The sequence below is a fragment of the Lysobacter sp. KIS68-7 genome (assembly GCF_021284745.1).
Lineage (GTDB): Bacteria > Pseudomonadota > Gammaproteobacteria > Xanthomonadales > Xanthomonadaceae > Noviluteimonas.
The window spans coordinates 1387188-1413589 of record NZ_CP089925.1; the positions used below are offsets into that span (position 1 = coordinate 1387188).

Sequence of the window (26402 nt, forward strand, 5' to 3'; positions counted from 1 at the left end):
CGCTGTCGGGTGTGGTGACGACGTTCGACAACGCCGCGACGCTCGATGCGTGCCTTGCGAGCCTGGCCTTCTGCGACGAGCGCGTGGTGCTCGATTCCGGTTCCACCGATGCCACGCGCGAGATCGCGGAGAAACATGGCGCGCGCATCTCGATCCGGCCTTTCGAGGGCTACGGGCCGCAGAAGCAGCACGCGATCGACCTGGCCACGCACGACTGGATCCTGCTCCTCGACGCGGACGAACACCTCACGCCGATCGGCCGCGAAGCGATCGAGCGCGAACTGCGTGCACCACGCGCCGATGGCTATCGGCTTCCGCGCCAGGAGTGGCTGTTCTGGCGATGGGCGCATCCGGAAGCGCGCGCGAACTGGCAACTGCGCCTGTTCCGCAAGTCGCGCGGACGCATGAACACCGTGCCGGTGCACGCCGCGCCGGTGATCGATGGCACGCCGTTCGACCTGGATGCACCGTTCCGCCACTACGGCGAGCCGCACCTGGCCGATCGCGTCGACAAGGTGAACCGCTATTCCAGCGGCCTGGTCGTGCACAAGCGCCGCAAGCCGATCCGCGGGCTCAGCGCGCGCATCCTGGTGCAACCCACGCTCGCCTTCCTCAAGCTGTACATCGGCAAGCGCTACTTTCTCGATGGCTGGGCGGGCTACTTCGCCGCGCGCACGCATGCGTTCTACACCTTCCTGAAGTACGCGAAGGTGCTCGAAGCGCAACGCAAGCCGGATCAGTCGTAGAGCGAGCTGCCGTCGGGCTGCCGCTTGAAGCGGCGATGGATCCACAGGTACTGGTCCGGTGCCGCGCGCGCCATCGCTTCGATCGACGCCATGACGCGCGCGGTGTCGGCGGTGGCGTCCTGCGTCGGGATGTCGCCGAGCGAAGGCACGATGCGCAAGGTGTAACCGCCATCGGGTCGACGCAGGTGCTGGAAGGCGACGACCGCGGCGCCCGACAGGCGCGCGAGTTGGTGCGTCGAGGACAGGCTGTTCGCAGGACGGCCGAAGAAGGGCACGTACACGCTCTCGCCGCGGCTCGGGTCCTGGTCGGGCGCATACCAGAGCAGCCCGCCTTGCTTGAGGTGCTTCACCGCCGGGCGCAGTTCCTGCTTGGTGAACATCGCCGCGGCGTAGCGCAGGCGTCCGTGCTTCACCGCCCACTCCATCGCCGGTTCGGCGTGCGGTCGGTACATGCCAGCCAGCGGGACGTGGTCGCACATCAGGCGCCCGCAGATTTCGAGCGTCGTGAAGTGGCCCGAGACGACGATGACGCCGCGCCCGTTCGCACGCGCGGCTTCCATGTGTTCCAGGCCCTCGACGACGAGGCCGCGACGCATCGGCGCGATCGATCCCCACCACGCGCGCGCGAATTCGAACAGGCCGATGCCCAGCGCCGCGAAGTGCGCGCGCAACAGATCGGACCGTGCCGCTGCATCGAGTTCGGGGAAGCACAGTTCGAGGTTGCGCTGCGCGATGCGGCGTCGTCCCGCCAGCGCCGCGCGCAGCAATGCGCCGATCGCGCGCCCGAGCCCGCGTTGCAGCCCCCAGGGCAGGCGCGCGAGCACGGCCATCGCGCCGATGCCGAGCCAGGTCGGCCAATGGCGCGGTCCCAGGGGTGGGCGCTCGATGTCGGGGGGCTTCCGGGTCATGACGGGGATTCTACGGGCCGCCGTCCGACCGGTATCCTGCCGTGATGCGGATCGACCCCATCGAGCGCTTGCTGCGCGGCCTGTATTCGGCCGCGCTCTACGTGCTCCTGCCCATCACTGTCTATCACCTGATCTGGCGCGGATTCCGCCAGCGCGAATATTTCCGCCGCTGGGCGGAGCGCTACGGGATGTACGGCGGCGCCGCGGACGAGGACGCCCCGCGCGACACGCTGTGGGTCCACGCGGTCTCCGTGGGCGAGGTGAATGCCGCAGCGCCCCTGGTCAATGCGATCCGGAAGCAGCATCCGCACCTGCCCTTGCTGGTCACCACGATCACGCCGACGGGTTCGGCCCGCGTGCGCGCGCTGTGGGGCGATTCGGTGCAACACGTGTACCTGCCCTACGACTTGCCCGGTGCGGTGGCGCGCTTCTTCGATCACTTCCGGCCGCGCGCGGGGCTCATCCTGGAAACGGAGCTGTGGCCGAACCTGCTGTTCGGCGCGCGCGACCACGGCGTGCCGACCTACATCCTCAACGCGCGCTTGTCGCAGCGCTCCTTGCGCGGTTATCGCGTGCTCGCCCCGCTGGTGGCGCGCGCGTTGCGCACGGTGCGACGCGTCGGCGCGCAATCGCATGCCGATGCCAAGCGCTTCGTCGTGCTGGGGGCACGGAAGGAGCAAGTGGTCGAGCTGGGCAACCTGAAGTTCGATACGCCCGTTCCGGAGGGCCTGGAGGCGTTCCGTGCCGACTTCCGCGCACACGCGGGCGCGCGCCCGGTGTGGATCGCGGCGAGCACGCACGATGGCGAGGAAGACGCGGTGGTCGACCTGCATCGTCGACTGCGCCAAACGCATCCGGACCTGTTGCTCGCGTGGGCGCCGCGCCATCCCGAACGCTTCCGCGCCGCGATCGACCATGCGCATGCAGCGCAATGGCACGTGGCCACGCGCCGGCTCACCCGTTGGCCGGGGCGCAACGACGATGTCTTCGTGATCGACACGCTGGGCGAGCTGATGGCGTTCTACGCGTGTGCGGACGTCGCCTTCGTCGGCGGCAGCCTGCAACCGATCGGCGGCCACAACCTGCTCGAACCTGCGGCGGTGGGCACGGCGATCGTCACCGGCCCGCACCTGCACAACTTCGCGGAGATCGCGAAACGACTTTCCGAAGCACGCGCGGTGCGCATCGGACAGGACGTGGACGCAGTGCATGCCGCGCTCGCGGAACTGCTCGACGATCCGGATGGGCGCAAGCGCATGGTGGAAGCCGGCCTGCGCCTGGTGGAAGAAGGGCGCGGGGCATTGGCCCGCACCCTCGACCTCATCGCGCCGGTGTTGCCCGGCGCGCGTTGAGCCTTGCTTACTGCTTCGGTGCCTGCGCTTCGACCGAGGCGGCGGAGACGTCGACGGTGAGGAAGCGGTTCACCTTCTGCACGTCGTCGATGTCGAGCGTGCCGGCGGCCTGCTCGAGGTTCAGCACGCTCTGCAGGAAGTTGTAGCGCGCCAGCGCGTAGGCCTGCTGCGACTGGAACAGGTTGCGCTGGTTGACCAGCACGTCGAGCACGGTGCGCGTACCGACTTCCAGGCCGACCTGCGAGGCGTCGTACGCGGCCTTCGCCGAAACGACGGCCAGACGGCGCGCTTCCACTTCGCTCACGCCCGCGACCACGGTCTGGTAGGCGTTGCGCGTGTTGCGCTCCAGCGCGCGGCGCTGGGTTTCGTACTCGTCCTGGCGCACGTCGCGCGTGGCGATGGCCTGGCGCACGCCCGACTGCGTGGCGCCGCCGGCGAAGATCGGCACGGTCAGCGTCAGGCCGATCGACTTGGAGTCGTTCTTGTTTTCGAAATCCAGCACGCGCAGCGCCGGATTCGGCTCGAGGTTGTCGGTGGAGGTGCCGTCGGTGCGCGAGCTGCCGTAGTTGCCGCCCAGGTAAAGCGTGGGGTAGTGGCCGGCGCGCGCGGTGCCGATGTCGTCTTCGGCCGACTTGACCTGGAATTCCTTCGCCTTCAGCGCCGGGTTGTTGTCGTAGGCCATCTGCACCCACTTGTCTTCGTCGGCGTGCTCGGGCAGCTGCGGCTGGAAGTCTTCCGGCAGCGCCTTGAGGTTGGCCACCGGCTTGCCGGTGATCTCGGTCAGCGCGTTGTACGCGTCCTCGACCAGGTTGCGCGCAGTGATCGTGTTGGCGCGCGCGCTGTCGTACTGCGCGCGGGCTTCATGCACGTCGGTGATCGGGGCCAGGCCGACTTCCAGGCGCTTGCTCGCGAAGTCGAACTGCTTCTTCAGCGCCGTTTCGGAGGCTTCGGCGGCGGCGAGGTTTTCCAGCTGCACGAGCACGTTGAAGTAGGCGGCCGAGGTGCGCGTGATCAGCGAGTCGCTTTCCGATTCGAGCTGGAAGTCGCTGGCCTTGCTCAGCGCGTTGGCGCTTTTCAGACGCATGATGCTCGAGTGGTCGTAGACCATCTGCGAGAGGTTCACGCCCCACTGCTTGTTGGTGTTGTCGTTGCTGCCATCGCTCGGCACGGCCGTGGTGCCGAACACCTGCGTGCCCGTGGAGTCGGTCCAGTTCTTGGTGTAACCGGCGCGGCCATCCAGATGCGGCAGGAGGTTCGCGCGCGCCTGCACGGCGCCTTCCTTGGTGATCAGGCGGGAGGATTCGGCGGCGGAATACGTGGGGTCGCCGGCGCGTGCCAGCTCGTAGGTCTGAAGCAGGTCTTCGGCGTTGGCGGCCAACGGCGCGAGCACCAAGGCGAGGGCCAGGACGAGGGGGCGGCGGCTCATGCGGATTCCTTTCGGATGACTCAAGGTGGGGAGGTCAGAAATTGAATGTCGGCGCGGGGGCGGCGCCGACGAGGTAGGGCAGGTCGGTCTCGAACAACGATTCGATACGGGGACCGTTGACGTCGTTGCGCGCGATCACGCCTTCCATCGCCGGCGAGGTGCCGCGCACGACGAACAGGCGACCATTCGGGCGCAGCCACTGCAGGAAGCGGGCCGGGATCGACGACACGGCGCCGGTCACGCAGATCGCGTCGAAGCGGCGATCCGTATCCCACGCGAAGGCGTCGGCGGTGTCGATGCGCACGTTCGCGCCCAGGCCCATCGTGTCGAGGCGCGCACGCGCGGCGTCGGCGAAATCGGCATGCAACTCGATGCTGTGCACTTCACGCGCGAGGCGGCCCAGGCACGCAGTGAGGAAGCCGCTGCCCGTGCCGATCTCCAGCACATCGTCGCCGGCCTGCACGTCCAGCGATTGCAGCGTGCGGCCTTCGAGCACCGGCTTCATCATGCTTTGGCCATGGCCGAGCGGCAGCGCGGCGTCGGCATAGGCGAGCACGCGGTGCGCGGCGGGCACGAAGGCGTCGCGCGGGATCGACACGAGCGCGTCGAGCACGCGCGCATCGAGCACATCCCACGGGCGAACCTGCTGTTCGACCATCAGTTCGCGGGCCTTGGCGTAATCCATCGTCATGACACATCTCTTGCGCGGAAAGCCGGGCATTTTACGCCCGGGAGGCACAGGATCGCTGTGGTAGCACACCAGAACTGAGTGCCGGAAGTCAGTCGGCCGGAGGTCATGGGGCCCGGGATCATCGGCGTGCGCCCGCGCGGTAACCGTGCAGGAACAGCCCGACCGCGGATTCGAGCTGCGCTTCGACCTCATGCGAAGACGGGACGTCCCCGCCGTCGCAGCATCCGAAGATCATGCGCGCGTGCAATTCGCCCTTGGCCAGGCAGAGGAATTCCGCCGCGGCCCGGCGCACGTCGGGGATCGCCAGTTCACCGGCGTCCACGTGATGCTGGAGCACCACCGCGAGCGAATCCTGCAGGCGTTGCGGGCCGGCCTCCCAGAACAGGCGGGGCATGGGCGATTCGACGACCTGCGGCGTACACATCACACGATGGCCGGCCAGCGCTTCGGGCCCGCTGATCATCGCGAAGAAGGCGCGGGCGATCTGGAGCAGGCCTTCCTGCAGCGGGGCGGCATCGGCGGCCTCGAACAGCGAATCCGGCAGTTGCTGGTCGCAATGGGCGCGCACCGCGGCGGCGAACAAGGCTTCCTTGTCGCCGAAATGGCTGTACACCGTGAGTTTCGACACGCCCGCGTCGGCGGCGATCTGGTCCATGCTCACGCCAGCGAAGCCCTGGGTGGTGAACAGCCGCTTGGCGGCGTCCAGGATGGCGGCGCGCTTGCCCAGATCCTTGGGACGGCCGGGGCCCGACTGGCGCGCAGGCGCCCCGGGCGGTGTGGATTTGGCGCGATGCGGGTCCGACATGGACGGAATCATAGACGAAATACTGGACTGCGACGTTCGCTATTTATAGTCTACCGGGCAGTTCAATAACCGCTGCCGATGATGGAGTCCCCCATGGAGACGCAACGCAGGATGCGGGCGAAGGCCCCCACCTATCGCCTACTTTTTGCCGCAGCGGTCCTCGCCCTCGCAGGGTGTGGTGGCGACCAGGGGGCGAAGGAGGCGCCGCGCCCCGTGCTCGTGGTCCGTCCGGGCGGTGAATCGGCGGCGACGCTCAGTGCCTACGCAGGCGAGGTGCGCGCCCGGGAAGAGAGCCCGCTGTCGTTCCGCATCGGCGGCCAGCTCGTCCGACGCACCGTGGATGCAGGCGATCGCGTGAAGCGCGGCGACTTGCTCGCCGAACTCGATCCGGGGGATGCGCGCCTGCAGGTGGACGCCGCGCAAGCGAACGCCGCCGCAGCGGACGCGGAACTCGCGCGCGCCGCCGCCGAGCGCAAGCGATACGACGCGCTCGCGAAAGAACAATTGGTGAGTCGCTCCGCTGCCGAAACGCAGGACGCGACGTACGCCGCCGCCGCAGGCCAGGCGCGTGCGGCGCGCGCGCAGTTGGACGAGGCGCGCAACCAGCATGGCTACACGCAGCTGCGTGCGCCGCGCGACGGCGTGGTCGCCACGCGCAACGCCGAAGCGGGACAGACCGTCTCCGCAGGCCAGGTCGTGTACACGCTCGCAGGCGACGCGGGCCGCGAAATCGCGATCGCCTTGCCCGAATCGCGCATCCGGGAATTCAGCGTGGGCCAGCCGGTGCTCGTCGAATTGTGGAGCCGTCCTGGCGAACGCCTGCCGGGTCGCATCCGTGAAATCTCCGCCGCGGCGGATGCGCAGTCGCGCACTTTCGCCACGCGCGTTGCCCTGGATCCGAAGGTTGCCAGCGAAGTGGATCTTGGCCAGAGCGCGCGCGTGTATGTCGCCAGGACGCACGAAGGACAAGCGACCACGCTGCGCCTTCCGCTCTCCGCGCTGCAACGCGGCGCGAACGGCGACACCGCGGTCTGGGTGGTTACGCCTGCGCGCACCTTGCATCTCACGCCCGTGCGCGTGGGTCCGTTCGGTGAGGACAGCGTGCCGGTGCTGTCGGGACTGGCGGCCGATGCGTGGGTCGTCGCCGCCGGCGGACACCTGCTGCGCGAAGGCCAGGCCGTTGCGCCGGTCGATCGCGACAACCGCCCCGTCGCCGCGACGAAGGCCCGCTGACCATGCGATTCAACCTGTCCGAATGGGCGCTGCGCAATCGCACGCTCGTCGTCTACGCGATGGTCGTGCTCGCGTTGCTCGGCATCATGAGTTATCGCAACCTCGGTCAATCCGAGGATCCGCCGTTCACCTTCAAGGCGATGGTCGTGCGCACGGTGTGGCCGGGCGCGACCGCGGAGGAAGTCTCGCGCCAGGTCACCGAGCGCGTCGAGAAGGCGCTGATGACCACGGGCAAGTACGAGTTCATCCGTTCTTACTCGCGCGTGGGCGAGTCGCAGGTGATCTTCATGGCGCGCGACTCGCTGCCCGCCAGCGAGATCCCCGAGCTGTGGTACCAGGTGCGCAAGAAGATCGGCGACATCCAGCAGACGCTGCCGGAAGGCACGATCGGGCCGTTCTTCAACGATGAATTCGGCGACACCTTCGGCAACATCTACGCGCTCACCGGCAAGGGCTTCGACTATGCGGTGATGAAGGACTACGCAGAGCGCGTGGAACTCGAGCTGCAGCGCATCCCGGACGTCGGCAAGGTCGAACTCGTCGGCTTGCAGGACGAAAAGATATTCATCGAGCTGTCCAACACCAAGCTCGCCACGCTGGGCATCCCGCTCTCGGCCGTGCAGCAGGCGCTGTCGGAACAGAACGCGGTGGTGCCGGCGGGCTTCTTCGAAACCGGGACCGACCGCGTGCAGATCCGCGTCACGGGCGCGCTGCGTTCGGTGGACGAGATCCGCAACTTCCCGATCCGCGTGGGCGACCGCACGTTCCGTGTCGCCGACGTGGCCACGATCAAGCGCGGCTTCTCCGATCCGGCGGCACCACGCATGCGCTTCATGGGCGACGACGCCATCGGCATCGCGGTGGCGATGAAGGACGGCGGCGACATCATCCGCCTGGGCCAGACACTGGAGAAGGAATTCGCGCGCCTGCAGAAGACGCTGCCTGCGGGCATGGAACTACGCAAGGTCTCCGACCAGCCGCACGCGGTGCGCGAGTCGGTGGGCGAGTTCGTCAAGGTGCTCGCCGAAGCCGTGGCGATCGTCCTGCTGGTGAGCTTCTTCTCGCTGGGCTTCCGCACGGGCCTCGTGGTGGCCGTCTCGATTCCGCTCGTGCTCGCGATGACCTTCGCGGTCATGCACTACTTCGACATCGGCCTGCACAAGATTTCACTCGGCGCGCTGGTGCTCGCCCTCGGCCTGCTCGTCGACGACGCGATCATCGCGGTGGAGATGATGGCCATCAAGATGGAGCAGGGCTTCTCGCGCCTGAAGGCGGCGAGCTTCGCGTGGGAGAGCACGGCCTTTCCGATGCTCACCGGCACGCTGGTCACCGCGGCGGGCTTCCTGCCGATCGCCACGGCGGCGTCGGGCACGGGCGAATACACGCGTTCGCTGTTCCAGGTGGTCACCATTGCGCTGGTCGTGTCGTGGTTCGCGGCGGTGCTGTTCATTCCCTACCTGGGCGATCGCATGCTGCCCGACCTGCACGCGAAGCATGGGGGCGCCGACCCGTTCGCCACGCCGTTCTTCCAGCGCTTCCGCCGCCTGCTCGACTGGTGCCTGCGGCGCCGCAAGACGGTCATCGCGCTCACGGCCGCTGCGTTCGTGGCCGCGTTGATGTTGTTCCGTTTCGTGCCGCAGCAGTTCTTCCCCGATTCCACGCGACCGGAGCTGATGGTCGACATGGAACTGGCGGAAGGCTCGTCGCTGCGCTCGACGGAAACGCAGGCGGAGAAGCTGGAGAAGCTGCTCGCCAAGCGCGAGGGCATCGACAACTACGTCGCGTATGTCGGTACGGGGTCGCCGCGCTTCTACCTGCCGCTCGACCAGCAGTTGCCGGCCGCGAACTTCGCGCAGTTCGTCGTGCGCGCGCACGACACCGAATCGCGCGAGGCCGTGCGGCGCTGGCTGATCGACGAAGTCGCGCCCACGTTCCCGTCGTTGCAACTGCGCGTGACGCGCCTGGAGAACGGCCCGCCGGTCGGGTATCCGGTGCAGTTCCGCGTCTCGGGCGAGCACATCGATCGCGTGCGCGAGATCGCCAAGCAGGTCGAAGCGAAGGTGCGCGCGAATCCGAACGTCGCCAACGTGAACCTCGACTGGGATGAGCCGAGCAAGGTCGTGCGCCTGGAGATCGACCAGGATCGTGCGCGCGCGCTGGGCGTGAGCACGCAGCAGTTGTCGCGCTTCCTGTCGGGCTCGCTGTCGGGCCTGCACGTGAGCACGTATCGCGAAGGCAACGAGCTGATCGAAATGCTGCTGCGCGGGACCAACGACGAACGCACGCGCCTGGACCTGCTTGGCAGCCTGGCCGTGCCGACCTCGAAGGGCGAGACGGTGCCGCTATCGCAGGTCGCCACGCTGCGCTATGTGTTCGAGGACGGGATCATCTGGCATCGCGATCGCCTGCCCACCGTGACCGTGCGTGCGGACATCAGCAACGAGCTCACGCCGCCCACGGTGGTGGCGCAGATCCTGCCGACGCTCGAAGGCATCCGGACCGCGCTTCCGGAAGGGTATCTGCTGGAAACCGGCGGCACCGTCGAAGACTCCGCGCGCGGGCAGAACTCCATCACGGCGGGCCTGCCGCTGTTCCTGTTCGTGGTGGTGACCTTGCTGATGCTGCAGTTGCGCAGCTTCTCCCGCACGGCGCTGGTGCTGCTCACCGCGCCGCTCGGCATGATCGGCGTGACGCTGTTCCTGCTCGTGTTCCGCGTGCCCTTCGGCTTCGTCGCGATGCTGGGCACGATTGCGTTGGCGGGCATGATCATGCGCAACTCGGTGATCCTGGTGGACCAGATCGAACAGGACATCCGCCACGGCAACGATCGCTGGAACGCAATCATCGAGGCCACGGTGCGGCGCTTCCGTCCGATCGTGCTGACCGCGCTGGCGGCGGTGCTCGCGATGATCCCGCTGTCGCGTTCGGCGTTCTTCGGGCCGATGGCGGTGGCGATCATGGGCGGCCTGATCGTCGCGACCGCGCTGACCTTGTTGTTCCTGCCCGCGTTGTATGCGGCGTGGTTCCGCGTGAAGCGCGATGAACCCGCGCCGGTGCCCGCGCAGGAGGATCAGTCGACTTCGGCCCTGGGTCCCGCGACCGGCGAGACGTAAGCGCGCGAATCGAATCCCGCGTCGGCGAATGCAGCCTGCATCGCCGGCGCGGCGCGCGTCGCCTCACCTTCCGACGCGAACCACGCGAAGACGCTCGGTCCTGCGCCGGACAGGCTGGCGCCCAGCGCACCGGCGTCCATCGCGGCTTGCTTCACCTGCGTAAAGCCAGGCACCAAGGGCGCACGTCGTGGTTCGACCAGCACGTCCTGCAAGCCATCGCGGATGAGCGCGATGTCCCCGCGTTCCAGGCCGAGCAGGAACTGCGCGAGCCGCGCGCTGTGCGCCACGACGGTGGAGAGCGGGTAGGGCGCGGTCAACGCTTCGCGCGAACGCTGCGTTTCCAGCACCTGGTCCGGATGCACGACGACGCAATGCAAGGCCGCGGGAACATGCAGCGGCACCAGGCGCGTCGCAGTGGCCAGCACCACGCCACCAATCAGCATCGGCCCCACGTTGTCGCCCTGGTGGCTGCGGCTGGAGGCGTACTCGCCTTCCATCGCGAAGGGATACAGCGCCTCGCGCGTCAGCGGCGCATCGAGCAACGCGTTCGCCGCGACCAGTGCCGCGACGCACGAGGCCGCGGAACCGCCGAGTCCGGCGCCGATCGGAATGCCCTTGTCGAGTTCGACTTCGAAGCCATGCGCGAGCTTCAGCCCTTCCTGCAACGCGCGCACCGCGCGTCCCGCCGTGTTGCGTTCGGTGTCGAAGGGAATCATCGACACGTCGCCCGTGCCGCGCACCGCCACCACGCGCACTTCGGGCGCCTCGATGCGCCGCACCGTTGCGCGGTCGCGCAGGCCGGCGATCGAATGCCCCAGCAGGTCGAAGCCCACGCCGATATTGCCGACGCCGGCGGGAGCGGAAGCACTCGTCTGGAGCGGCATGGGCATGCGTGAATGCGGGGGGCGGGGGCGCATTATTGGCCCTGCGGGCCGCGCCGTGGTGGAATACGCGCCGAAGCGGGGGTACCGGGCGACCGGTTGAGACAGTCCCTTCGAACCTGACGCGGTTGAGACCGCCGTAGGGAGCCTTCGCCGGACCCAGGGTCCGTCGCCCGCTTCGTCCCGGCCCCCAGGGCCAGCCCCCACGTGGACGAACGCCAATGAATGCCGTGCCCTCCGACCTGATCCGCGACACGCAGCGCCTGTCCGAAAGCGTCGTCCGCCCGATCCCCGGTTCCACCAAGATCTTCGTGACCGGATCGCGCGAGGACCTGCGCGTGCCGATGCGCGAGATCGCGCAGCAGCGCACGCCGACCCTGTTCGGCGGTGAGGACAACCCGGCCATCACCGTCTATGACACCTCGGGCCCGTACACCGATCCGAACGTGCACATCGACCTGGCCGCCGGCCTTGCGCCGTTGCGCGCGCGTTGGATCGAAGAACGCGGCGATACCGAAGCGCTGCCGTCGCTGACCTCCGACTTCGGCCGCGCGCGCGAACACGATCCGCGCCTGGCCGCCGTGCGCTTCCCCGCGCGCATGCTGCCGCGCCGCGCACGCGCCGGCGCCAACGTCACGCAGATGCACTACGCGCGCCGCGGCATCGTCACGCCGGAAATGGAGTTCGTCGCCATCCGCGAGAACCAGCGCATCGAAGCGATGCGCGATGCCGGCCTGCTTTCGCAACATGCGGGCCAATCCTTCGGTGCGGCGATCCAGGGCCGCATCACGCCCGAGTTCGTGCGCGACGAGATCGCGCGCGGTCGCGCGATCCTGCCCAACAACATCAACCATCCCGAAAGCGAGCCGATGATCATCGGCCGCAACTTCCTCACCAAGATCAACGCGAACATCGGCAACAGCGCCGTGTCGTCGGGGATCGCGGAGGAAGTGGAGAAGCTCGTGTGGGCGATCCGCTGGGGCGGCGACACGGTGATGGACCTGTCCACTGGCAAGCACATCCACGAAACGCGCGAATGGATCGTGCGCAACTCGCCGGTGCCGATCGGCACGGTGCCGATCTACCAGGCGCTGGAAAAAGTGGACGGCCGCGCCGAAGAACTCACGTGGGAGATCTTCCGCGACACGCTCATCGAACAGGCCGAGCAAGGCGTCGACTACTTCACCATCCACGCCGGCGTGCTGCTGCGCTACGTGCCGCTGACAGCCAAGCGCGTGACCGGCATCGTCTCGCGCGGGGGTTCGATCCTCGCCAAGTGGTGCCTGGCGCACCACAAGGAAAACTTCCTCTACACGCACTTCGAAGACATCTGCGACATCATGAAGGCCTACGACGTGGCCTTCTCGCTGGGCGACGGCCTGCGCCCGGGCTGCATCGCCGACGCGAACGACGCGGCGCAGTTCGGCGAACTCGAAACGCTGGGCGAGCTGACCAAGATCGCATGGAAGCACGACGTGCAGACCATGATCGAAGGCCCCGGCCACGTGCCGATGCAGCTGATCAAGGAAAACATGGACAAGCAGCTCGCCGAATGCGGTGAGGCGCCGTTCTACACGCTGGGCCCGCTGACCACCGACATCGCGCCGGGCTACGACCACATCACCAGCGCGATCGGCGCGGCGATGATCGGTTGGTTCGGCACGGCGATGCTCTGCTACGTCACGCCGAAGGAGCACCTCGGCCTGCCGGATCGCGAAGATGTGCGCGACGGCATCATGGCCTACAAGATCGCCGCGCACGCCGCGGATCTCGCCAAGGGCCACCCGGGTGCGCAGGTGCGCGACAACGCGCTGAGCAAGGCGCGCTTCGAGTTCCGTTGGGAAGACCAGTTCCACCTCGGCCTCGATCCGGAGAAGGCGAAGGAATTCCACGACGAGACCCTGCCGAAGGACGCGCACAAGCTCGCGCACTTCTGCTCGATGTGCGGACCGCACTTCTGTTCGATGAAGATCACCCAGGACGTGCGCGACTACGCGGCCGAGCATGGCGTCGACGAGACGAAGGCGATCGAAGCGGGGCTGGCGGAGAAGGCCGACGAGTTCCGTGCGGCTGGGGCCGAGGTGTACCGCGCAGAGTGATCCCCGCGGGGCGGCGCCATTGTCCTTCGGGGCAATACGCCGCCTACACGCCGATGGGTAAGATCGCGCGATGCACGCGATCATGAAGCCGACGCTCTGGCGCAGGGTATTTCGCCGCCACCCCTCCGCCTTCCTGCTGGCGGCGCAGCTGCTCAGCCTGCTGCTCTATCCCCTGATGGACCAGACCTCCGAAGGGCGCATGCTCTTCGGTGGCGTCGCCGTGGTGGTCGTGCCCTTGGCGGTGTGGGCGGTGAACCGCAGTCCCGCGCTCAACATCTTTGCCTGGTTGCTCGCCGTGCCGTCCCTGGTGCTCACGGTGTGGGTGGTGGTCGCCGACAACATGGCCCTGCTGCCCCTGGCGGCTTCGCTCGAAGCGCTGCTGTACTTCTACGCAGCGGGCGGGCTGATCATGTACATGATGCGCGACACGAACGTGCACGCCGACGAACTGTTCGCGGCGGCTGCGACGTTCACGCTGCTGGCGTGGGGCTTCGCGTACGCCTACTTCGTGTGCCAGGTGTGGTATCCGGGCAGCTTCACGGGCCTGGAACCCGAGCGCGAACGCACGTGGCTCGAATTGCTGTTCTACAGCGTGAGCAACCTGTCGGCGACGGGGCTCGGCGACGTGCTTCCCGTTTCTCCCCCTGCGCGCGTGCTCACGATGCTCGAGCAGATCGCAGGCGTGGGGTACATCGCGACGGTGGTGTCGCGGTTGATCGGGCTGACGATCGTGCAGAAAAAATAGCCGGGCAGCGGAACTGCCCGGCCCACGATCAGAAGTTCGGCTTCTCTTCCGAAGCGTTGTAGCGCGTGATCGACTCGACGAGGATCTGCTTCGCCTCGTTCACGTCGCCCCAGCCGTCGAGCTTCACCCACTTGCCGACTTCCAGGTCCTTGTAGTGCTCGAAGAAGTAGGCGATGCGGTCGCGCCAATGCTGCGGGACGTCGTTGAGGCCTTCGATGTGTGCGTACCCCGGGTACACCTTGGTGACCGGCACGGCGAGGATCTTCTCGTCGCTGCCCGCCTCGTCGCTCATGCGCAGCACGCCGACGGGGCGCACGCGGATCACCGAACCGGGGATCAGCTGCAGCGGCATCAGCACCAGCACGTCGGCCGGGTCGCCGTCGCCGCACAGCGTGTGGGGGACGTAGCCGTAGTTGCAGGGGTAGCGCATCGGCGTGGAGAGCACGCGGTCGACGAAGATGGCGCCCGAGGCCTTGTCGACCTCGTACTTGACCGGCTCGGCGTCCTTGGGGATTTCGATGATGACGTTGATTTCGTCCGGCGGGTTCTTGCCGGTGGGGACGAGGTCCAGGCCCATGATTCTCGTGGCAGGGGAGGGGGAGGGCGCGGATTATAGGCGGGAACCTGCCGCGCACTCGTGCATCGGATGGGTATTGCAGGAGGAAACGCATGGCCGGACAGGATCCCCGGGCACTGATCGATTACGCCGCGCTCGACGACACCACCCTCGTGGCCCTGGCCCGGGCGGGCCGTCGCGAGGCATTCCGCCAGGTCATGCAGCGCTGTAACCGTCGGCTGTTCCGCGTGGCGCGCAGCGTGGTGCACGACGACGCAGAGGCCGAGGACGTGGTGCAGGAGGCCTACGTGAATGCCTTCGAGCACCTCTCCGAGTTCCGCGGCGAGGCGGCCCTGACGACCTGGCTCACCCGGATCGTGCTGAACGAGGCCAACGGCCGCTTGCGGTCGCGCAAGCCCACGGTCGAGCTCGACCAGATCGAAACGCTCCAGCGCGAAGGAGGCCGCGTGATCGCATTCCCCTCTCGATTCGGCAGCGAAGACCCCGCGGCCGACGCGGCGCGCGGCCAGATCCGGCGCCTGCTCGAAGGCGCGGTCGACGACTTGCCCGAACCCTTCCGCCTCGTGTTCGTGATGCGCGAAATCGAGGAATGCAGCGTCGAGGAGACGGCCGCGTGCCTGGGACTCAAGCCCGAGACCGTGAAGACGCGGCTGCATCGCGCGCGACGGATGTTGCGCGCGGCCTTGCACGACACGCTCGCCACCACGGTGACCGAAGCGTTCCCGTTCCTCGGCGCTCGCTGCGACCGCATGACCCACACCGTGCTTGCGCGCATCGCGGCGCAGGTGCGCGACGAAGTTTGATTCGATCCAACACACGGGGAACGTCCATGTACACGACTTACGCACTCATCATCTTCGCCATCGCCGCCCTCGGCGGCCTCGTTCTTGCGTCGCACGTGCTGCGCGGGAAGTTCGCGCCGTGGGCGGTCTCCATCCTGCATGCATTGCTCGGTGCGACGGGCCTGGTGCTGTTGCTCCTGCAGGTGCTGCAGGGGAATGCCGCCGGACGCGTCGTCGGCGCGCTTGGACTGCTTGTCGTCGCGGCGCTCGGCGGGTTCTATCTCGCGGCGCTGCACGGTCGGAAGACCTTGCCGCCGAAGGCCGTCGTGTTGCTGCACGCGGGCCTGGCCGTCACCGGTTTCCTCGTGCTGCTCAGCGCGGTGCTCGCGGCGTGAAGCATCCGCTGCACCCGGCGGTGGTGCACTTTCCGATCGCGACCTGGTCGCTGGCGACGTTCGCGGACGTCGCCGGCCTGTGGTGGGGCGATGCGGCGTGGCGTTACGCGGGACCGTTGCATGTGGTCGGCAATCTCACGGCGCTGGTCACCGTCGCCGCCGGCCTGCTCGATTTCATGCAGGTGCCGGCGGACAGTCCTGCGACGAAATACGTCACGCGCCACGTGGCGCTCGTCTCCGGTGCGTGGCTGGCGTACGGCGCCAGCCTCGTGCTGCGCTATCACGAACATGGCCTGCAATCGCCGACGATGCCCGCGATCGCGGCGAGCGTCGTCGGATTCCTGCTGCTGGGCGCGGCAGGATGGCAGGGCGGGCAGCTGGTGTACCGCCACGGCGTGAACGTCGAAGGTCGCTAGCTTTTAGTGAGCGACTGCAGGACATCGATCGGCAAGGGGAAGACGATCGTCGAACTCTTCTCGCCGGCGATCTCGGTCAGGGTCTGCAGGTAACGCAACTGGATCGCGCGCGGATCGGCGCCCAGCAGGCGCGCCGCTTCGACGAGCGCTTCGGCTGCCTGCCGCTCGCCTTCGGCGTGGATGACCTTGGCGCGGCGCAGGCGTTCGGCTTCGGCCTGGCGTGCGATGGCGCGCACCATCACTTCGTTGATGTCGACGTGCTTGATCTCCACGTTGGCGACCTTGATGCCCCACGCGTCGGTCTGCGTATCGAGGATCGTGCGGATGTCGTGGTTGAGCTTCTCGCGTTCGGCCAGCATTTCGTCCAGGTCGTGCTGGCCCAGCACGGAGCGCAGTGTCGTCTGCGCGAGCTGGCTCGTGGCCTCGTAGAAGTGTTCGACGTTGATGATCGCCTTCTGCGGCTCGACGACGCGGAAGTAGACGACTGCATTGACCTTCACCGACACGTTGTCGTGCGAGATCAGGTCCTGCGAGGGCACGTCCATCACGATGGTGCGCAGGTCCACGCGCACCATCTGCTGCACGATCGGAATGAGGATGAACAAGCCCGGGCCCTTCACTTTCCAGAAGCGACCGAGCTGGAACACCACGGCGCGTTCGTACTCGCGCAGGATCTTGACCGACGCCACGATCAGCACGAAGACGAGCAGGATCAGCGGGAACGAGAGGATCATGTTCATGGCCAGCCTCCTTTGGCTGGGTCAGATCGGTGTCACGGTCAGGACGAGGCCGTCGAGCGCCTGCACGCGCACGGATTGGCCGCCGCGCACCGGCGCGCTGGATTGCGCCTGCCAGATTTCGCCGCGGATGCGCACCTGGCCGCGTCCATGGAAATCGGCGAGGGCGATGGCCACTTGTCCGATCAGTTCCTCGATGCCAGTGACCACGGGGCGTCTGCGTGCGCGCGCCGCGAGCCACACCAGGCCCATGAACGCCGCCGCGCTCGCGACCGCGATGCCGAAGATCAGTTGGCGCGAGACGGCGAACTCCGGCGTGCGCGTGTCGAAGAGCAACAACGAGCCTGCGACGAGCGACGCAACGCCGCCCACGCCAAGCGAACCGAAGCTGGGCATCATGAATTCCGCCGCCATCAGCCCGACGCCGAGCGCGATCAGCGCGACGCCCACGTAGTTCACGGGCAGCAACTGCAGCGCGTACAACCCCAGCAGCAGGCTGATGCCGCCGATCACGCCCGGGAACAGCACGCCCGGGTTGAAGCCTTCGAACATCAGTCCGTACAAACCGATCAGCAAAAACAGGTACGCCACCGTCGGCTCGGTGATCGCGGCCAGCAGGCGGTTGCGCAGGTCGGGGACGAAGCGCGTCACCTGCGCGCCGGCGGTGTGCAACGTCACGACGCCACTGCGCATCCTGACGCTGCGTCCGTCGGCATTGCGCAACACTTCGTCCGCATCGCGCGCGATGTAATCGGCGACGTGGCGCGCCACGGCCTGGTTCGCACTGAGCGTGGCGGCATCGCGCACCGCGGAATCGGCGAAGGCCAAGTCGCGTCCTCGCCATTCGGCCAAGGCGTGCAGGTAGGCGATCGCATCGTTGGTCACCTTGCGCTCCATCGTCGAGCCGGACGCGGGGTGCGCGGTGTCGTCGGGCTTCGTGTCCTTGTTCGCAGGTTCGGTCGAAGGCAGGTCGCCCCCACCGATCGACACGGGCGTTGCCGCACCCACGGATGTCGCGGGCGCCATCGCAGCGAGATGGCAGGCGTAGAGGATGTAGGTGCCTGCGCTCGCGGCGCGTGCGCCCTGCGGTCCGACCCAACCAATGACGGGCACCGGCGAGGCGAGGATCGCCTGGTTGATGTCGCGCGTTGCGGCGTCCAATCCGCCCGGCGTGTCGATGCGCAGCACGACGGCCGGCGCACCTTCCGCCGCGGCGCGCGCCAGGCCCCGCTCGACGTATTCACGGCTCGCGGGGCCGATCGCGCCCTGCAGTTCCAGCAGCAGCACCGGGTGCGGTGCCGTTGGAACGGTCGGGTTCGCCGCCGGCGCCACCGATGCAAGCAGCAGCGCAAGGACGAGCCAGCAGGCGGATCGAATCGGTCGCATGCCCAACCTCGGCAGGATCCGGACAGCGACAGTTAGCGCCAAGCGTTGTTAACGCGGTGCCTGCTAGCGTCCGGGGTTCCGCGCAACGAAGGAGCCTCGGCCATGGTCAAGTACGGTTTGCTGGCGAAGCTGGAAGCCAAGCCCGGAAAGGAGCAGGAAGTTGCCACGCTGCTTGGCGGCGCACTGCCGCTGGCCGAACAGGAAGCGCAGACGCGTACCTGGTATGCCTTCCGCACCGGGCCGGCGAGCTTCGGCATCTTCGATACCTTCGACGACGAGAACGGCCGCCAGGCCCACCTGCAGGGCGAGATCGCGAAGGCGCTGATGAACAACGCCGATCGCCTGCTGGCGTCGCCGCCGCAGATCGACCGCATCGACCTGCTCGCTTCGAAACACTGATCCCGCAAACGACAACGGCGACCCGAAGGCCGCCGTTGCGTTTCGAACGTGTGTTGCGATCAGCGCACGATCAGCGGCACCAGCAGCAGCGCCACGATGTTGATGATCTTGATCAGCGGATTGACGGCCGGGCCGGCGGTGTCCTTGTAGGGATCGCCCACGGTGTCGCCGGTGACGGCGGCCTTGTGCGCTTCCGAACCCTTGCCACCGAAATTGCCGTCCTCGATGTACTTCTTGGCGTTGTCCCACGCGCCGCCGCCGGTCGTCATCGAGATCGCGACGAACAGGCCGGTGACGATGGTGCCGATCAGCACGCCGCCGAGCGCCTTCGGACCGAGCAGCAGGCCGACGACGACGGGAACGGCAACAGGCAGCAGCGAAGGCACGATCATTTCCTTGATCGCCGACTTGGTCAGCATGTCCACCGCCTTGTCGTACTGCGGCTTGCCGGTGCCCTGCATGATCCCCGGGATGTCGCGGAACTGGCGGCGCACTTCCTCCACCACCGCACCGGCCGCGCGACCCACCGCTTCCATCGCCATCGCGCCGAACAGGTAGGGGATCAGGCCGCCGATGAGCAGGCCGATGATCACCATGTGGTCGGAGAGGTCGAAGCGGAACGGTTCGAAGGCCATGCCCGCACCCGCGGCCTGCGCAGCACCGGCGGTGTTGAGGTTGTGCGTGTAGTCGGCGAACAGCACGAGCGCGGCGAGTGCGGCCGAGCCGATCGCGTAACCCTTCGTCACCGCCTTCGTCGTGTTGCCGACCGCGTCGAGCGGATCGGTGACGCCGCGCACTTCCGGCGGAAGGTCCGCCATCTCGGCGATGCCACCCGCGTTGTCGGTGATCGGACCGTAGGCGTCGAGCGCGACGATCATGCCCGCCATCGACAACATCGCCGTCGCGGCAGTCGCGATGCCGTACAGGCCGCCGAAGTGGAACGCCAGCCAGATCGCCACGCACACCGCGATGACCGGCAGCGCCGTGGACTTCATCGACACGCCGAGGCCCGCGATGATGTTGGTGCCGTGGCCGGTCGTCGAAGCCTGCGCGACGTGGCGCACCGGCTTGAACTGCGTGCCCGTGTAGTACTCGGTGATCCACACGATCGCACCGGTCAGCGCCAGGCCGATCAGCGCGCACCAGTACAGGTTCATCGCGCCGTACTGCGACTGCGACATCAGCTGCGTGGTGATCGGGTAGAACGCAATGGCAGCCAGCACGGCCGAGACGATCACGCCGCGATAAAGCGCGCCCATGATCGAGCCGCCGGCCTTCACCTTCACGAAGAACGCACCGATGATCGACGCGATGATCGACGCGCCGCCGAGCACGAGCGGGTAGAGCACCGCGTTCGGGCCCGCTTCGGTCGCCATCAGGCCGCCGAGCAGCATCGTGGCGATCACGGTGACCGCGTAGGTTTCGAACAGGTCCGCCGCCATGCCCGCGCAGTCGCCGACGTTGTCGCCGACGTTGTCCGCGATCACCGCGGGATTGCGCGGATCGTCTTCCGGAATGCCGGCTTCGACCTTGCCCACCAGGTCCGCGCCGACGTCGGCGCCCTTGGTGAAGATGCCGCCGCCGAGACGCGCGAAGATCGAGATCAGCGAAGAACCGAAGGCCAGGCCGACGAGCGCATGCAGCGCCTGTTCGCCTTCCACGCCCATCTTCAGCAGCGCGAGGTAGTAACCCGCGACGCCGAGCAGGCCGAGGCCGACGACCAGCATGCCGGTGATGGCACCGCCGCGGAACGCGACGTCCATCGCCGGGCCGATGCCCGAGCGCGCGGCTTCGGCGGTGCGCACGTTGGCGCGCACCGACACGTTCATGCCGATGTAGCCCGCCGCACCCGACAGCACCGCGCCGATCAGGAAGCCGATCGCCGCATGCCACGTGAGTGCGAAGCCGATGACGAAGAACAACACGACGCCCGCGATGGCGATCGTCGAGTACTGGCGATTGAGGTAGGCGCGCGCGCCTTCCTGGATCGCGCCGGCGATCTCCTGCATGCGTTCGTTGCCGGCGGGACGACTGTTGATCCAGGACGCGGACCAAAGCCCGTAGAGAATCGCGATGAAGGCGCAGACGAGCGCCATGATCAAACCGTACTGCTCCAGCATGAACCCCCCCAGGGTGACATTAGGGACGACGGTGACGCGAGGATTTGTTGCGCCGCGGCATGGAACGTGGTGCAAGGGCGGCAACGGCCCGACTATCGCACAGCTTTCGCGCGCTGCGTCGTGAGCCCTTGTTCAGTCCTCGCATGGCAGCCTGCCGCCGTCCCGATTCATGTGGAGCGCCCATGCGCCGCCTGGTTCCCCTGATTGCGTCGATCGCGGTCCTGCCCGCCGGCCTCGCCCTCGCGGCGCAGGACCCCAAGCCCGAAATCACGCGCGAGGCCTCGAAGCCGCAAGCCGTCGGGCAGGCGCACACGCTGCGCACGATCCCGGAAGGCTGCGCACGCATCGAAGGCGTGTTCACCGGGCAGGCCGCGGACCCCTACAAGTTCACGCTGTCGCGCACGAGTCCGAATTGCCAGCCGCGCGCCCGCGTCGTCGACGCAACGAAGGTCAAGCCGAATGCCAAGGATGGTTGGATCTTCAACGACCTGATCCGCGTGCCGAGTGCGGCCTGCCCGTCGCAGGAAGCCGTGGTGCGCGTGTGGCGGAAGCCGGCGACCGGCGCGCCGCCCGCGCTCGACCCGCAGGGCCGCTCGCGCCTGTACCTGAAGGATGCGAAGGCCGCCGCGCAAGCCGCGCCGGCGGTGCCGATGTTCGCGGTGGCGATGGCGCTGGAAGGAAAAGCGTGCGCGCCGTGATCGGCGCGCACGGAATGCAGCGGGGTTACTTCGTCGTCGCGTTGGCGGCGCGCTGGAACTTGTCGGCGCTGGAACGCAGCAGTTGCGTCGAGCCCTTCTTGTTGCGGACCGTCTGCACGTAGTACGTGCGGCCCGGTTCGAGGTCCATCGGGAACGGCCCGGTATCGGTGGTCGCATACGAATGCGAACCGGCCGCCGTGGTGACCACGAAGTACATGCCCGGGTCGAGCGAGACGAGCGGATCGCCGCCGGCGGCATCGCGCACCGACACCGCGTCGCCCGGCGAGGACGCCGAACGGAAGAACACGATCTGCGACTTGCCCGACGGCGCCTTGCCGATCGCATCCTCCACCGCTTCGGCCGTGAGGGCCTGCTGCGTGGCTTCCTTGAACGCCTCGCCCTCGCGTTCGATCTTCACGTTCTGCGCAGCGAGCGGGAGGCTCGCCGCAACCAACATCGCAAACGCACTGCTCGCAAGGAACTTGCGCATGGCGGTGACTCTCCGTGTTCTGGCCGGATATGGCGACGGGAGCCTAGCGCTCCGTTCCCTGACGCCAAGTGAACCGGCTGTTCGCGGCTACTTCGTTGCCTCGACCGGCTCGGCCGTGGTCGGCGGCGCGCGTAGCCGTTCCGGGAGCAGGAAGGTCAGCGGATTCGTGACGTACCTGTCGGGCTTCGCGGGAAGCGCTTGCACCGGCATGCCGAAGTCGGCCGCCAGGACCGAGACGCAATCCCACGCGATGAACATCGCGAAGTCGCGCGCGAGTTGGCCGTCGTTGTCGAGCATCTGCGCCGGCGTCGGACGCGCGTACTTGTCCTCGGTCGATCCGTGGCATCCGAGATCGACGACCGCCTTGCCCGTACGCACATCGATCAGGCGCACGCCAAAAAAGATCGCGCTCATCGCGTGCCTGTCGTCGTCGGGGTACTTCGTGTAGATCCACAGGCCGTTGAACACGTCCAGGACGTAATCCGCGTCGGGGTGCGCCTTGGCGATCGGCTTGGTGCGCCACTTGTATTTCGTCGGTTCGACGTCGGGCGGGAGCAGGATCGCCCCGTACACGTCCCGCAACTGGGCGGCCAGGTTGTCCCGCACCGTTTGCGTCGGATTGAAGACGTTCGACTCGGAGAAGACGCCGGTCATGTAGGTCGTCACCCTCCCGCCACCCGCCACCGTGCGGTAAGACGGGTTCACCATCCAGGCGGGCTCGCGGGTGGCCAACGCGATGGCCTTGCCGTGCAGGTCGGGCACCGCATTGGCGGCCTGCGCCTTGGATGACACGGCGCACAGCATTGCGGCCGCGAACATCGCGGTCATTCCTTTCGAGCGCATCGAACTCCCTTGCCTGCCGTCCCCGCGGCACTCCGGAATTACGCGGGTGCGCGTTCGGTGCTGTCAATCGGAAACGTTCGTGCGGGGCGTCAGCCCTCGAACGCGGGCAGCTTCTTCTTGACCGCGGCGTTCCGGAGCACGACGTACTTCGGCAAGCCATCGCGCCCGTAAGGCGGCGGCGATTCGCCACGAATCAGCGGCTCCAGGTAACGGCGCGCCGCGGCGGTGATCCCGTAGCCGTCCTTGCGCAGGAAGCTGTTGGGCATCGTCTTCTCGTGGTTCGCGATGTCCTCGAGTTTCGCCGGCGCGATCTTCCAGCGGTACGGCGCATCGGACGTGCGCACGATCACCGGCATCGTGGCGTTCATGCCCTTCATCGCGTACTCCACCGCGGCCTTGCCGACGGCCTGCGCCTGTTCGAGGTCGGTCTTCGAGGCGATGTGACGCGCCGAGCGCTGCAGGTAATCCGGCAGCGTCCAATGCACCTTGTAGCCGAGCGTGTCCTTCACGCGGCCGGCCAGGTGCGAGGCGACACCGCCGAGCTGCGTGTGCCCGAACGCATCCTTGCCACCGCCCGCATCCGCCACGAAGGTGCCGTCGGCGGTGCGGATGCCCTCGCTCGCGACGACCACGCAGTAGCCGACCTTCTCGACGGTCGCTTTCACGCGCGCGAAGAAATCGGCCTCCACGTAGGGGCGCTCGGGGAACAGGATGATGTGCGGCGCATCGCCTTCGCCCTGCGCCGCAAGGCCCGCCGCGGCCGCAAGCCAGCCCGCGTGGCGGCCCATCGCTTCGTAGACGAAGACCTTCGTCGAGGTGTCGGCCATCGCGGCCACGTCGAGCGCGCATTCGCGGATCGACACCGCCGTGTACTTCGCGGCGGAGCCGAAGCCGGGGCAGCAGTCGGTGACCGCCAGGTCGTTGTCGATCGTCTTCGGCACGCCGATGCAGGTCAGCGGGTAGCCGAATTCCTGCGCCAGGCGCGAGACCTTCAATGCGGTGTCGGCCGAGTCGTTGCCCCCGTTGTAGAGGAACCAGCGCACGTCGTGGGCCTTGAGCACCGCCAGCAGCCGCTCGTAGCGGGCGCGGTCGGCTTCCAGCGACTTGAGCTTCACGCGGCAGGAGCCGAAGGCGCCGCCCGGCGTATGGGCGAGGGCCCGGATCGCGGCCAGCGGCTCCTTCGAGGTGTCGATCAGTTCTTCACGCAGCGCCCCGAGGATCCCGTTGCGCGCGGCGAGCACCTTCACCTTGCGGGCGCGGGCGGCCTGGATCACCGCCGACGCAGTGGCGTTGATGACGGCGGTGACGCCGCCGGACTGGGCGTAAAGCAGGGTTCCGTTGGCCATGTGAGGTCGTGGGTGGGGGTCGGGTTGCGGTAAGCTGCGCCGAGTGTAGCGCCGGGCCCGTTGGGCACCGCGTCGCGGAATCGAATTAGGAAAATCGGGAGTCCTGGATGCGATTGGTTCTGTTGGGCGCGCCCGGTTCGGGCAAGGGCACGCAGGCGGCCCGCCTGAAGGAGCACCTGCAGGTGCCGCACATTTCCACCGGCGACCTGCTGCGTGCGGAAGTCGCGGCCGGCAGCAAGCTCGGCCTGGAAGCGAAGGAAGTGATGGCGCGCGGTGAGCTGGTCTCCGACGCGATCCTGCTCGGCATGCTCGAGGATCGTTTCTCGCGTCCGGACACCCGCAACGGTTTCATCCTCGACGGCTATCCGCGCAACCTCGCGCAGGCAGACGCGCTCGACGGCCTGCTGGGCCGCATGAAGCAGCCCTTCGATTACGCCGTGCAGCTGGAATGCCCGACCGAGTTGCTGGTCGAACGCATCGCCGGCCGTGCGAAGGCAGAAGGCCGCGCCGACGACACGCCCGATGCGGTGCGCAAGCGCCTGCAGGTGTACGAAGCTTCGACCGCGCCGGTCATCGATTACTACCGCCAGCACGGGCAGCTCACCGTCGTGGACGGCGTCGGCTCGCTCGACGCAGTGTTCACCCGCATCCTCGAAGCCATCGCGCCGGTCAAGGAAGTTGGCTGACCCGACCAGGAAAGACGGCATGAAGGTGCACATCCTCGGCATCGCCGGCACCTTCATGGGCGGCGTCGCTGCGCTCGCGCGCGAGCTGGGCCATGAAGTCGAAGGCAGCGACCAGGCGGTGTATCCGCCGATGTCCACGCAGCTTGAGAAGCTCGGCATCGCGCTGCGGCAGGGCTATTCGCCCGACCACATCTCGCCCGATTGCGACGAGATCATCGTCGGCAACGCGCTCTCGCGCGGCAATCCGGCGGTCGAACAGGTGCTCGACGACGGCCGGCGTTACATCTCCGGCGCGCAGTGGTTGAGCGAACGCGTGCTGCCGGGGCGCGAAACGCTCGCGGTCGCCGGCACGCACGGCAAGACCACCACGACCACCATCCTCACCTGGCTGCTCGAATCGGCGGGCCGCACGCCCGGCTTCCTGATCGGCGGCGTGGCGGAGGATTTCGGCGTGTCGGCGCGCGTCGGCAAGGGCCGCGAATTCGTGGTCGAGGCCGACGAGTACGACACGGCGTTCTTCGACAAGCGCTCGAAGTTCGTGCACTACCGCCCGACCGTGGCGATCCTCAACAACCTCGAGTTCGACCACGCGGACATTTTCCCGGACGTCGAAGCGATCGAGCGCCAGTTCCACCATCTCGTGCGCACGGTGCCGCGTCGCGGACGCCTGATCGTCAACGGCGAAGACCAACACCTGGCGAACGTGCTCGCGATGGGGTGCTGGACGCCGGTGGAAACCTTCGGCCTCGATGCGAGCCTCGCGCCGCGTTCGGCGCCTTCGGCACTGCATGGCGATCGCGGCGACGATGCGAGCGCGGCACGCGCGGCGTTCGACTGGACGGCGCGCCTGTTGTCGGAAGACGGCAGCGCGTTCGTCGTGGTGCACGCCGGCCGCGACATCGGTGAAGTGCATTGGCCCTTGCTCGGCCGCCACAACGTCATGAACGCGCTGGCCGCATTGGCGGCCGTGCATGCGGTGGGCGTGGATCCGGCCTCGGTGCTGGCCTCGCTATCCAACTTCCGCAGCGTGAAGCGCCGCCTCGAAGTGATCGGCGAAGCCGCCGGCATTACCGTCTACGACGATTTCGCGCACCACCCGACGGCGATCGCCACCACGCTCGCAGGCTTGCGCGCGAAGGTCGGCGATGCGCGCATCGTCGTGGCGATGGAGCCGCGCAGCAATTCGATGCGCCTGGGCGCGCATGCCGATGCGCTCGCGCCTTCGCTGGATGGCGCGGATGTCGTGGTGTTCCTGCATCGGCCGGAGCTGGCGTGGGACGCAGGCAAGGTGGTGGGTGGCTTGCGCGGCGAAGGCGTGACGGCGCCGGATGCGGATGCCTTGATCGAAGCCCTGCGCACGCGCGTGCGTGCGGGCGACCACGTGGTCTTCATGTCCAACGGCGGATTCGACGGCGCGCCGCGCCGCTTCTTCGCCACGCTGCAGGGGCGCTGAGCGCCAGGAAGTGATGTTGCTGCACCAACCCAAGTCTTTGGGCTTGTTCCCGCTCCACAGCGTGCTGCTTCCCGG

At 67.7% G+C, this 26402-nt stretch carries 25 protein-coding genes and 1 riboswitch; of the genes, 13 read left to right on the plus strand and 12 right to left on the minus strand.

Features of this window, described 5'->3' with window-relative positions; genetic code table 11:
* The first annotated feature begins 2 nt into the window (after positions 1 to 2).
* On the plus strand, positions 3 to 746 hold the full coding sequence (locus tag LVB87_RS06590; RefSeq protein ID WP_232900497.1) for a glycosyltransferase family 2 protein: 744 nt from the start codon (positions 3 to 5) through the stop codon (positions 744 to 746).
* Here the strand turns inward: LVB87_RS06590 and lpxL are convergent.
* Positions 737 to 1654, minus strand: a complete 918-nt coding sequence (gene lpxL / locus LVB87_RS06595) for an LpxL/LpxP family Kdo(2)-lipid IV(A) lauroyl/palmitoleoyl acyltransferase (RefSeq protein WP_232900096.1) — start codon at positions 1652 to 1654, stop codon at positions 737 to 739. The genes LVB87_RS06590 and lpxL overlap by 10 nt on opposite strands.
* 44 nt (positions 1655 to 1698) lie before the next feature.
* Here lpxL and waaA point away from each other — a divergent pair, with 44 nt between their 5' ends.
* Positions 1699 to 3006, plus strand: coding sequence for a lipid IV(A) 3-deoxy-D-manno-octulosonic acid transferase (waaA, locus tag LVB87_RS06600; RefSeq protein ID WP_232900097.1), 1308 nt, complete (start codon positions 1699 to 1701; stop codon positions 3004 to 3006).
* A 7-nt stretch (positions 3007 to 3013) separates the two neighbouring features.
* On the opposite strand, the gene LVB87_RS06605 is transcribed toward waaA, so the two are convergent.
* The 3 genes from LVB87_RS06605 to LVB87_RS06615 all read right to left on the minus strand — a co-directional run bounded on the left by LVB87_RS06605 (position 3014) and on the right by LVB87_RS06615 (position 5928).
* Positions 3014 to 4432, minus strand: a complete 1419-nt coding sequence (locus tag LVB87_RS06605; protein ID WP_232900098.1) for a TolC family outer membrane protein — start codon at positions 4430 to 4432, stop codon at positions 3014 to 3016.
* A gap of 34 nt (positions 4433 to 4466) precedes the next feature.
* Positions 4467 to 5123, minus strand: a complete 657-nt coding sequence (locus LVB87_RS06610; protein ID WP_232900099.1) for a protein-L-isoaspartate O-methyltransferase — start codon at positions 5121 to 5123, stop codon at positions 4467 to 4469.
* 118 nt (positions 5124 to 5241) lie between these two features.
* On the minus strand, positions 5242 to 5928 hold the full coding sequence (locus tag LVB87_RS06615; RefSeq protein ID WP_232900100.1) for a TetR/AcrR family transcriptional regulator: 687 nt from the start codon (positions 5926 to 5928) through the stop codon (positions 5242 to 5244).
* Positions 5929 to 6039: 111 nt separating this feature from the next.
* Between LVB87_RS06615 and LVB87_RS06620 the strand changes: the two genes are divergently transcribed.
* Complete coding sequence (locus LVB87_RS06620; RefSeq protein ID WP_232900499.1) at positions 6040 to 7161, plus strand: efflux RND transporter periplasmic adaptor subunit; 1122 nt, start codon at positions 6040 to 6042, stop codon at positions 7159 to 7161.
* 2 nt (positions 7162 to 7163) lie between these two features.
* Positions 7164 to 10274, plus strand: coding sequence for an efflux RND transporter permease subunit (locus LVB87_RS06625; protein ID WP_232900101.1), 3111 nt, complete (start codon positions 7164 to 7166; stop codon positions 10272 to 10274).
* On the opposite strand, the gene LVB87_RS06630 is transcribed toward LVB87_RS06625, so the two are convergent.
* A complete protein-coding gene (locus tag LVB87_RS06630) occupies positions 10232 to 11164 on the minus strand; it encodes a homoserine kinase (RefSeq protein WP_232900102.1) in 933 nt (310 codons plus the stop codon). The genes LVB87_RS06625 and LVB87_RS06630 overlap by 43 nt on opposite strands.
* 61 nt (positions 11165 to 11225) lie before the next feature.
* Positions 11226 to 11318, plus strand: a riboswitch (TPP riboswitch).
* 58 nt (positions 11319 to 11376) lie between these two features.
* Between LVB87_RS06630 and thiC the strand changes: the two genes are divergently transcribed.
* Entirely contained in the window at positions 11377 to 13254 is a 1878-nt protein-coding gene (gene thiC / locus LVB87_RS06635; RefSeq protein ID WP_232900103.1) for a phosphomethylpyrimidine synthase ThiC, read from the plus strand.
* A 70-nt stretch (positions 13255 to 13324) separates the two neighbouring features.
* Positions 13325 to 13999: an ion channel gene (locus LVB87_RS06640; RefSeq protein ID WP_232900104.1), complete on the plus strand. Its 675-nt coding sequence runs from the start codon at positions 13325 to 13327 to the stop codon at positions 13997 to 13999.
* A 28-nt stretch (positions 14000 to 14027) separates the two neighbouring features.
* Here LVB87_RS06640 and ppa read toward each other — a convergent pair whose 3' ends face one another.
* A complete protein-coding gene (ppa, locus tag LVB87_RS06645) occupies positions 14028 to 14576 on the minus strand; it encodes an inorganic diphosphatase (protein ID WP_232900105.1) in 549 nt (182 codons plus the stop codon).
* Between the two features lie 92 nt (positions 14577 to 14668).
* Here ppa and LVB87_RS06650 point away from each other — a divergent pair, with 92 nt between their 5' ends.
* Genes LVB87_RS06650 through LVB87_RS06660 form a run of 3 tightly spaced genes read left to right on the plus strand, consistent with a single transcriptional unit; the run spans position 14669 to position 16169 of the window.
* Positions 14669 to 15379: an RNA polymerase sigma factor gene (locus tag LVB87_RS06650; protein ID WP_232900106.1), complete on the plus strand. Its 711-nt coding sequence runs from the start codon at positions 14669 to 14671 to the stop codon at positions 15377 to 15379.
* A gap of 26 nt (positions 15380 to 15405) precedes the next feature.
* Positions 15406 to 15753, plus strand: a complete 348-nt coding sequence (locus LVB87_RS06655; protein ID WP_232900107.1) for a hypothetical protein — start codon at positions 15406 to 15408, stop codon at positions 15751 to 15753.
* Positions 15750 to 16169 carry a DUF2231 domain-containing protein gene (locus LVB87_RS06660; protein ID WP_232900108.1) on the plus strand — a complete coding sequence of 140 codons (420 nt, stop codon included), beginning with the start codon at positions 15750 to 15752 and terminating at the stop codon, positions 16167 to 16169. The genes LVB87_RS06655 and LVB87_RS06660 overlap by 4 nt, the downstream gene beginning before the upstream one ends.
* Here the strand turns inward: LVB87_RS06660 and LVB87_RS06665 are convergent.
* Both LVB87_RS06665 and LVB87_RS06670 read right to left on the minus strand, forming a co-directional pair.
* Positions 16166 to 16909, minus strand: coding sequence for a slipin family protein (locus LVB87_RS06665; protein ID WP_343223415.1), 744 nt, complete (start codon positions 16907 to 16909; stop codon positions 16166 to 16168). The two genes, LVB87_RS06660 and LVB87_RS06665, sit on opposite strands and share 4 nt — an antisense overlap.
* A 21-nt stretch (positions 16910 to 16930) precedes the next feature.
* Positions 16931 to 18292: a nodulation protein NfeD gene (locus LVB87_RS06670; RefSeq protein WP_232900109.1), complete on the minus strand. Its 1362-nt coding sequence runs from the start codon at positions 18290 to 18292 to the stop codon at positions 16931 to 16933.
* Positions 18293 to 18394: 102 nt separating this feature from the next.
* On the opposite strand from LVB87_RS06670, the gene LVB87_RS06675 reads away from it, so the two are divergent.
* Positions 18395 to 18691 (plus strand): antibiotic biosynthesis monooxygenase, encoded by a 297-nt coding sequence (locus tag LVB87_RS06675; protein ID WP_232900110.1) that lies wholly within the window; start codon positions 18395 to 18397, stop codon positions 18689 to 18691.
* Between the two features lie 59 nt (positions 18692 to 18750).
* Here the strand turns inward: LVB87_RS06675 and LVB87_RS06680 are convergent, their stop codons facing one another.
* On the minus strand, positions 18751 to 20811 hold the full coding sequence (locus tag LVB87_RS06680) for a sodium-translocating pyrophosphatase (RefSeq protein ID WP_232900111.1): 2061 nt from the start codon (positions 20809 to 20811) through the stop codon (positions 18751 to 18753).
* 182 nt (positions 20812 to 20993) lie between these two features.
* On the opposite strand from LVB87_RS06680, the gene LVB87_RS06685 reads away from it, so the two are divergent.
* The gene (locus LVB87_RS06685) at positions 20994 to 21509 is read left to right on the plus strand and encodes a hypothetical protein (RefSeq protein WP_232900112.1); all 516 of its coding nucleotides are present in this window, start codon (positions 20994 to 20996) and stop codon (positions 21507 to 21509) included.
* Between the two features lie 25 nt (positions 21510 to 21534).
* On the opposite strand, the gene LVB87_RS06690 is transcribed toward LVB87_RS06685, so the two are convergent.
* From LVB87_RS06690 to LVB87_RS06700, 3 genes are all read right to left on the minus strand, one after another.
* On the minus strand, positions 21535 to 21999 hold the full coding sequence (locus LVB87_RS06690) for a DUF2846 domain-containing protein (protein ID WP_232900113.1): 465 nt from the start codon (positions 21997 to 21999) through the stop codon (positions 21535 to 21537).
* A gap of 87 nt (positions 22000 to 22086) precedes the next feature.
* Positions 22087 to 22818 carry a hypothetical protein gene (locus tag LVB87_RS06695; RefSeq protein WP_232900114.1) on the minus strand — a complete coding sequence of 244 codons (732 nt, stop codon included), beginning with the start codon at positions 22816 to 22818 and terminating at the stop codon, positions 22087 to 22089.
* A 113-nt stretch (positions 22819 to 22931) separates the two neighbouring features.
* Entirely contained in the window at positions 22932 to 24188 is a 1257-nt protein-coding gene (locus LVB87_RS06700) for a 6-phosphofructokinase (protein WP_232900115.1), read from the minus strand.
* 107 nt (positions 24189 to 24295) lie between these two features.
* Here LVB87_RS06700 and LVB87_RS06705 point away from each other — a divergent pair, with 107 nt between their 5' ends.
* Positions 24296 to 24874, plus strand: a complete 579-nt coding sequence (locus tag LVB87_RS06705) for an adenylate kinase (protein ID WP_232900116.1) — start codon at positions 24296 to 24298, stop codon at positions 24872 to 24874.
* Between the two features lie 19 nt (positions 24875 to 24893).
* Positions 24894 to 26327, plus strand: coding sequence for a Mur ligase family protein (locus LVB87_RS06710; protein ID WP_232900117.1), 1434 nt, complete (start codon positions 24894 to 24896; stop codon positions 26325 to 26327).
* The last annotated feature ends 75 nt before the right edge of the window (positions 26328 to 26402 follow it).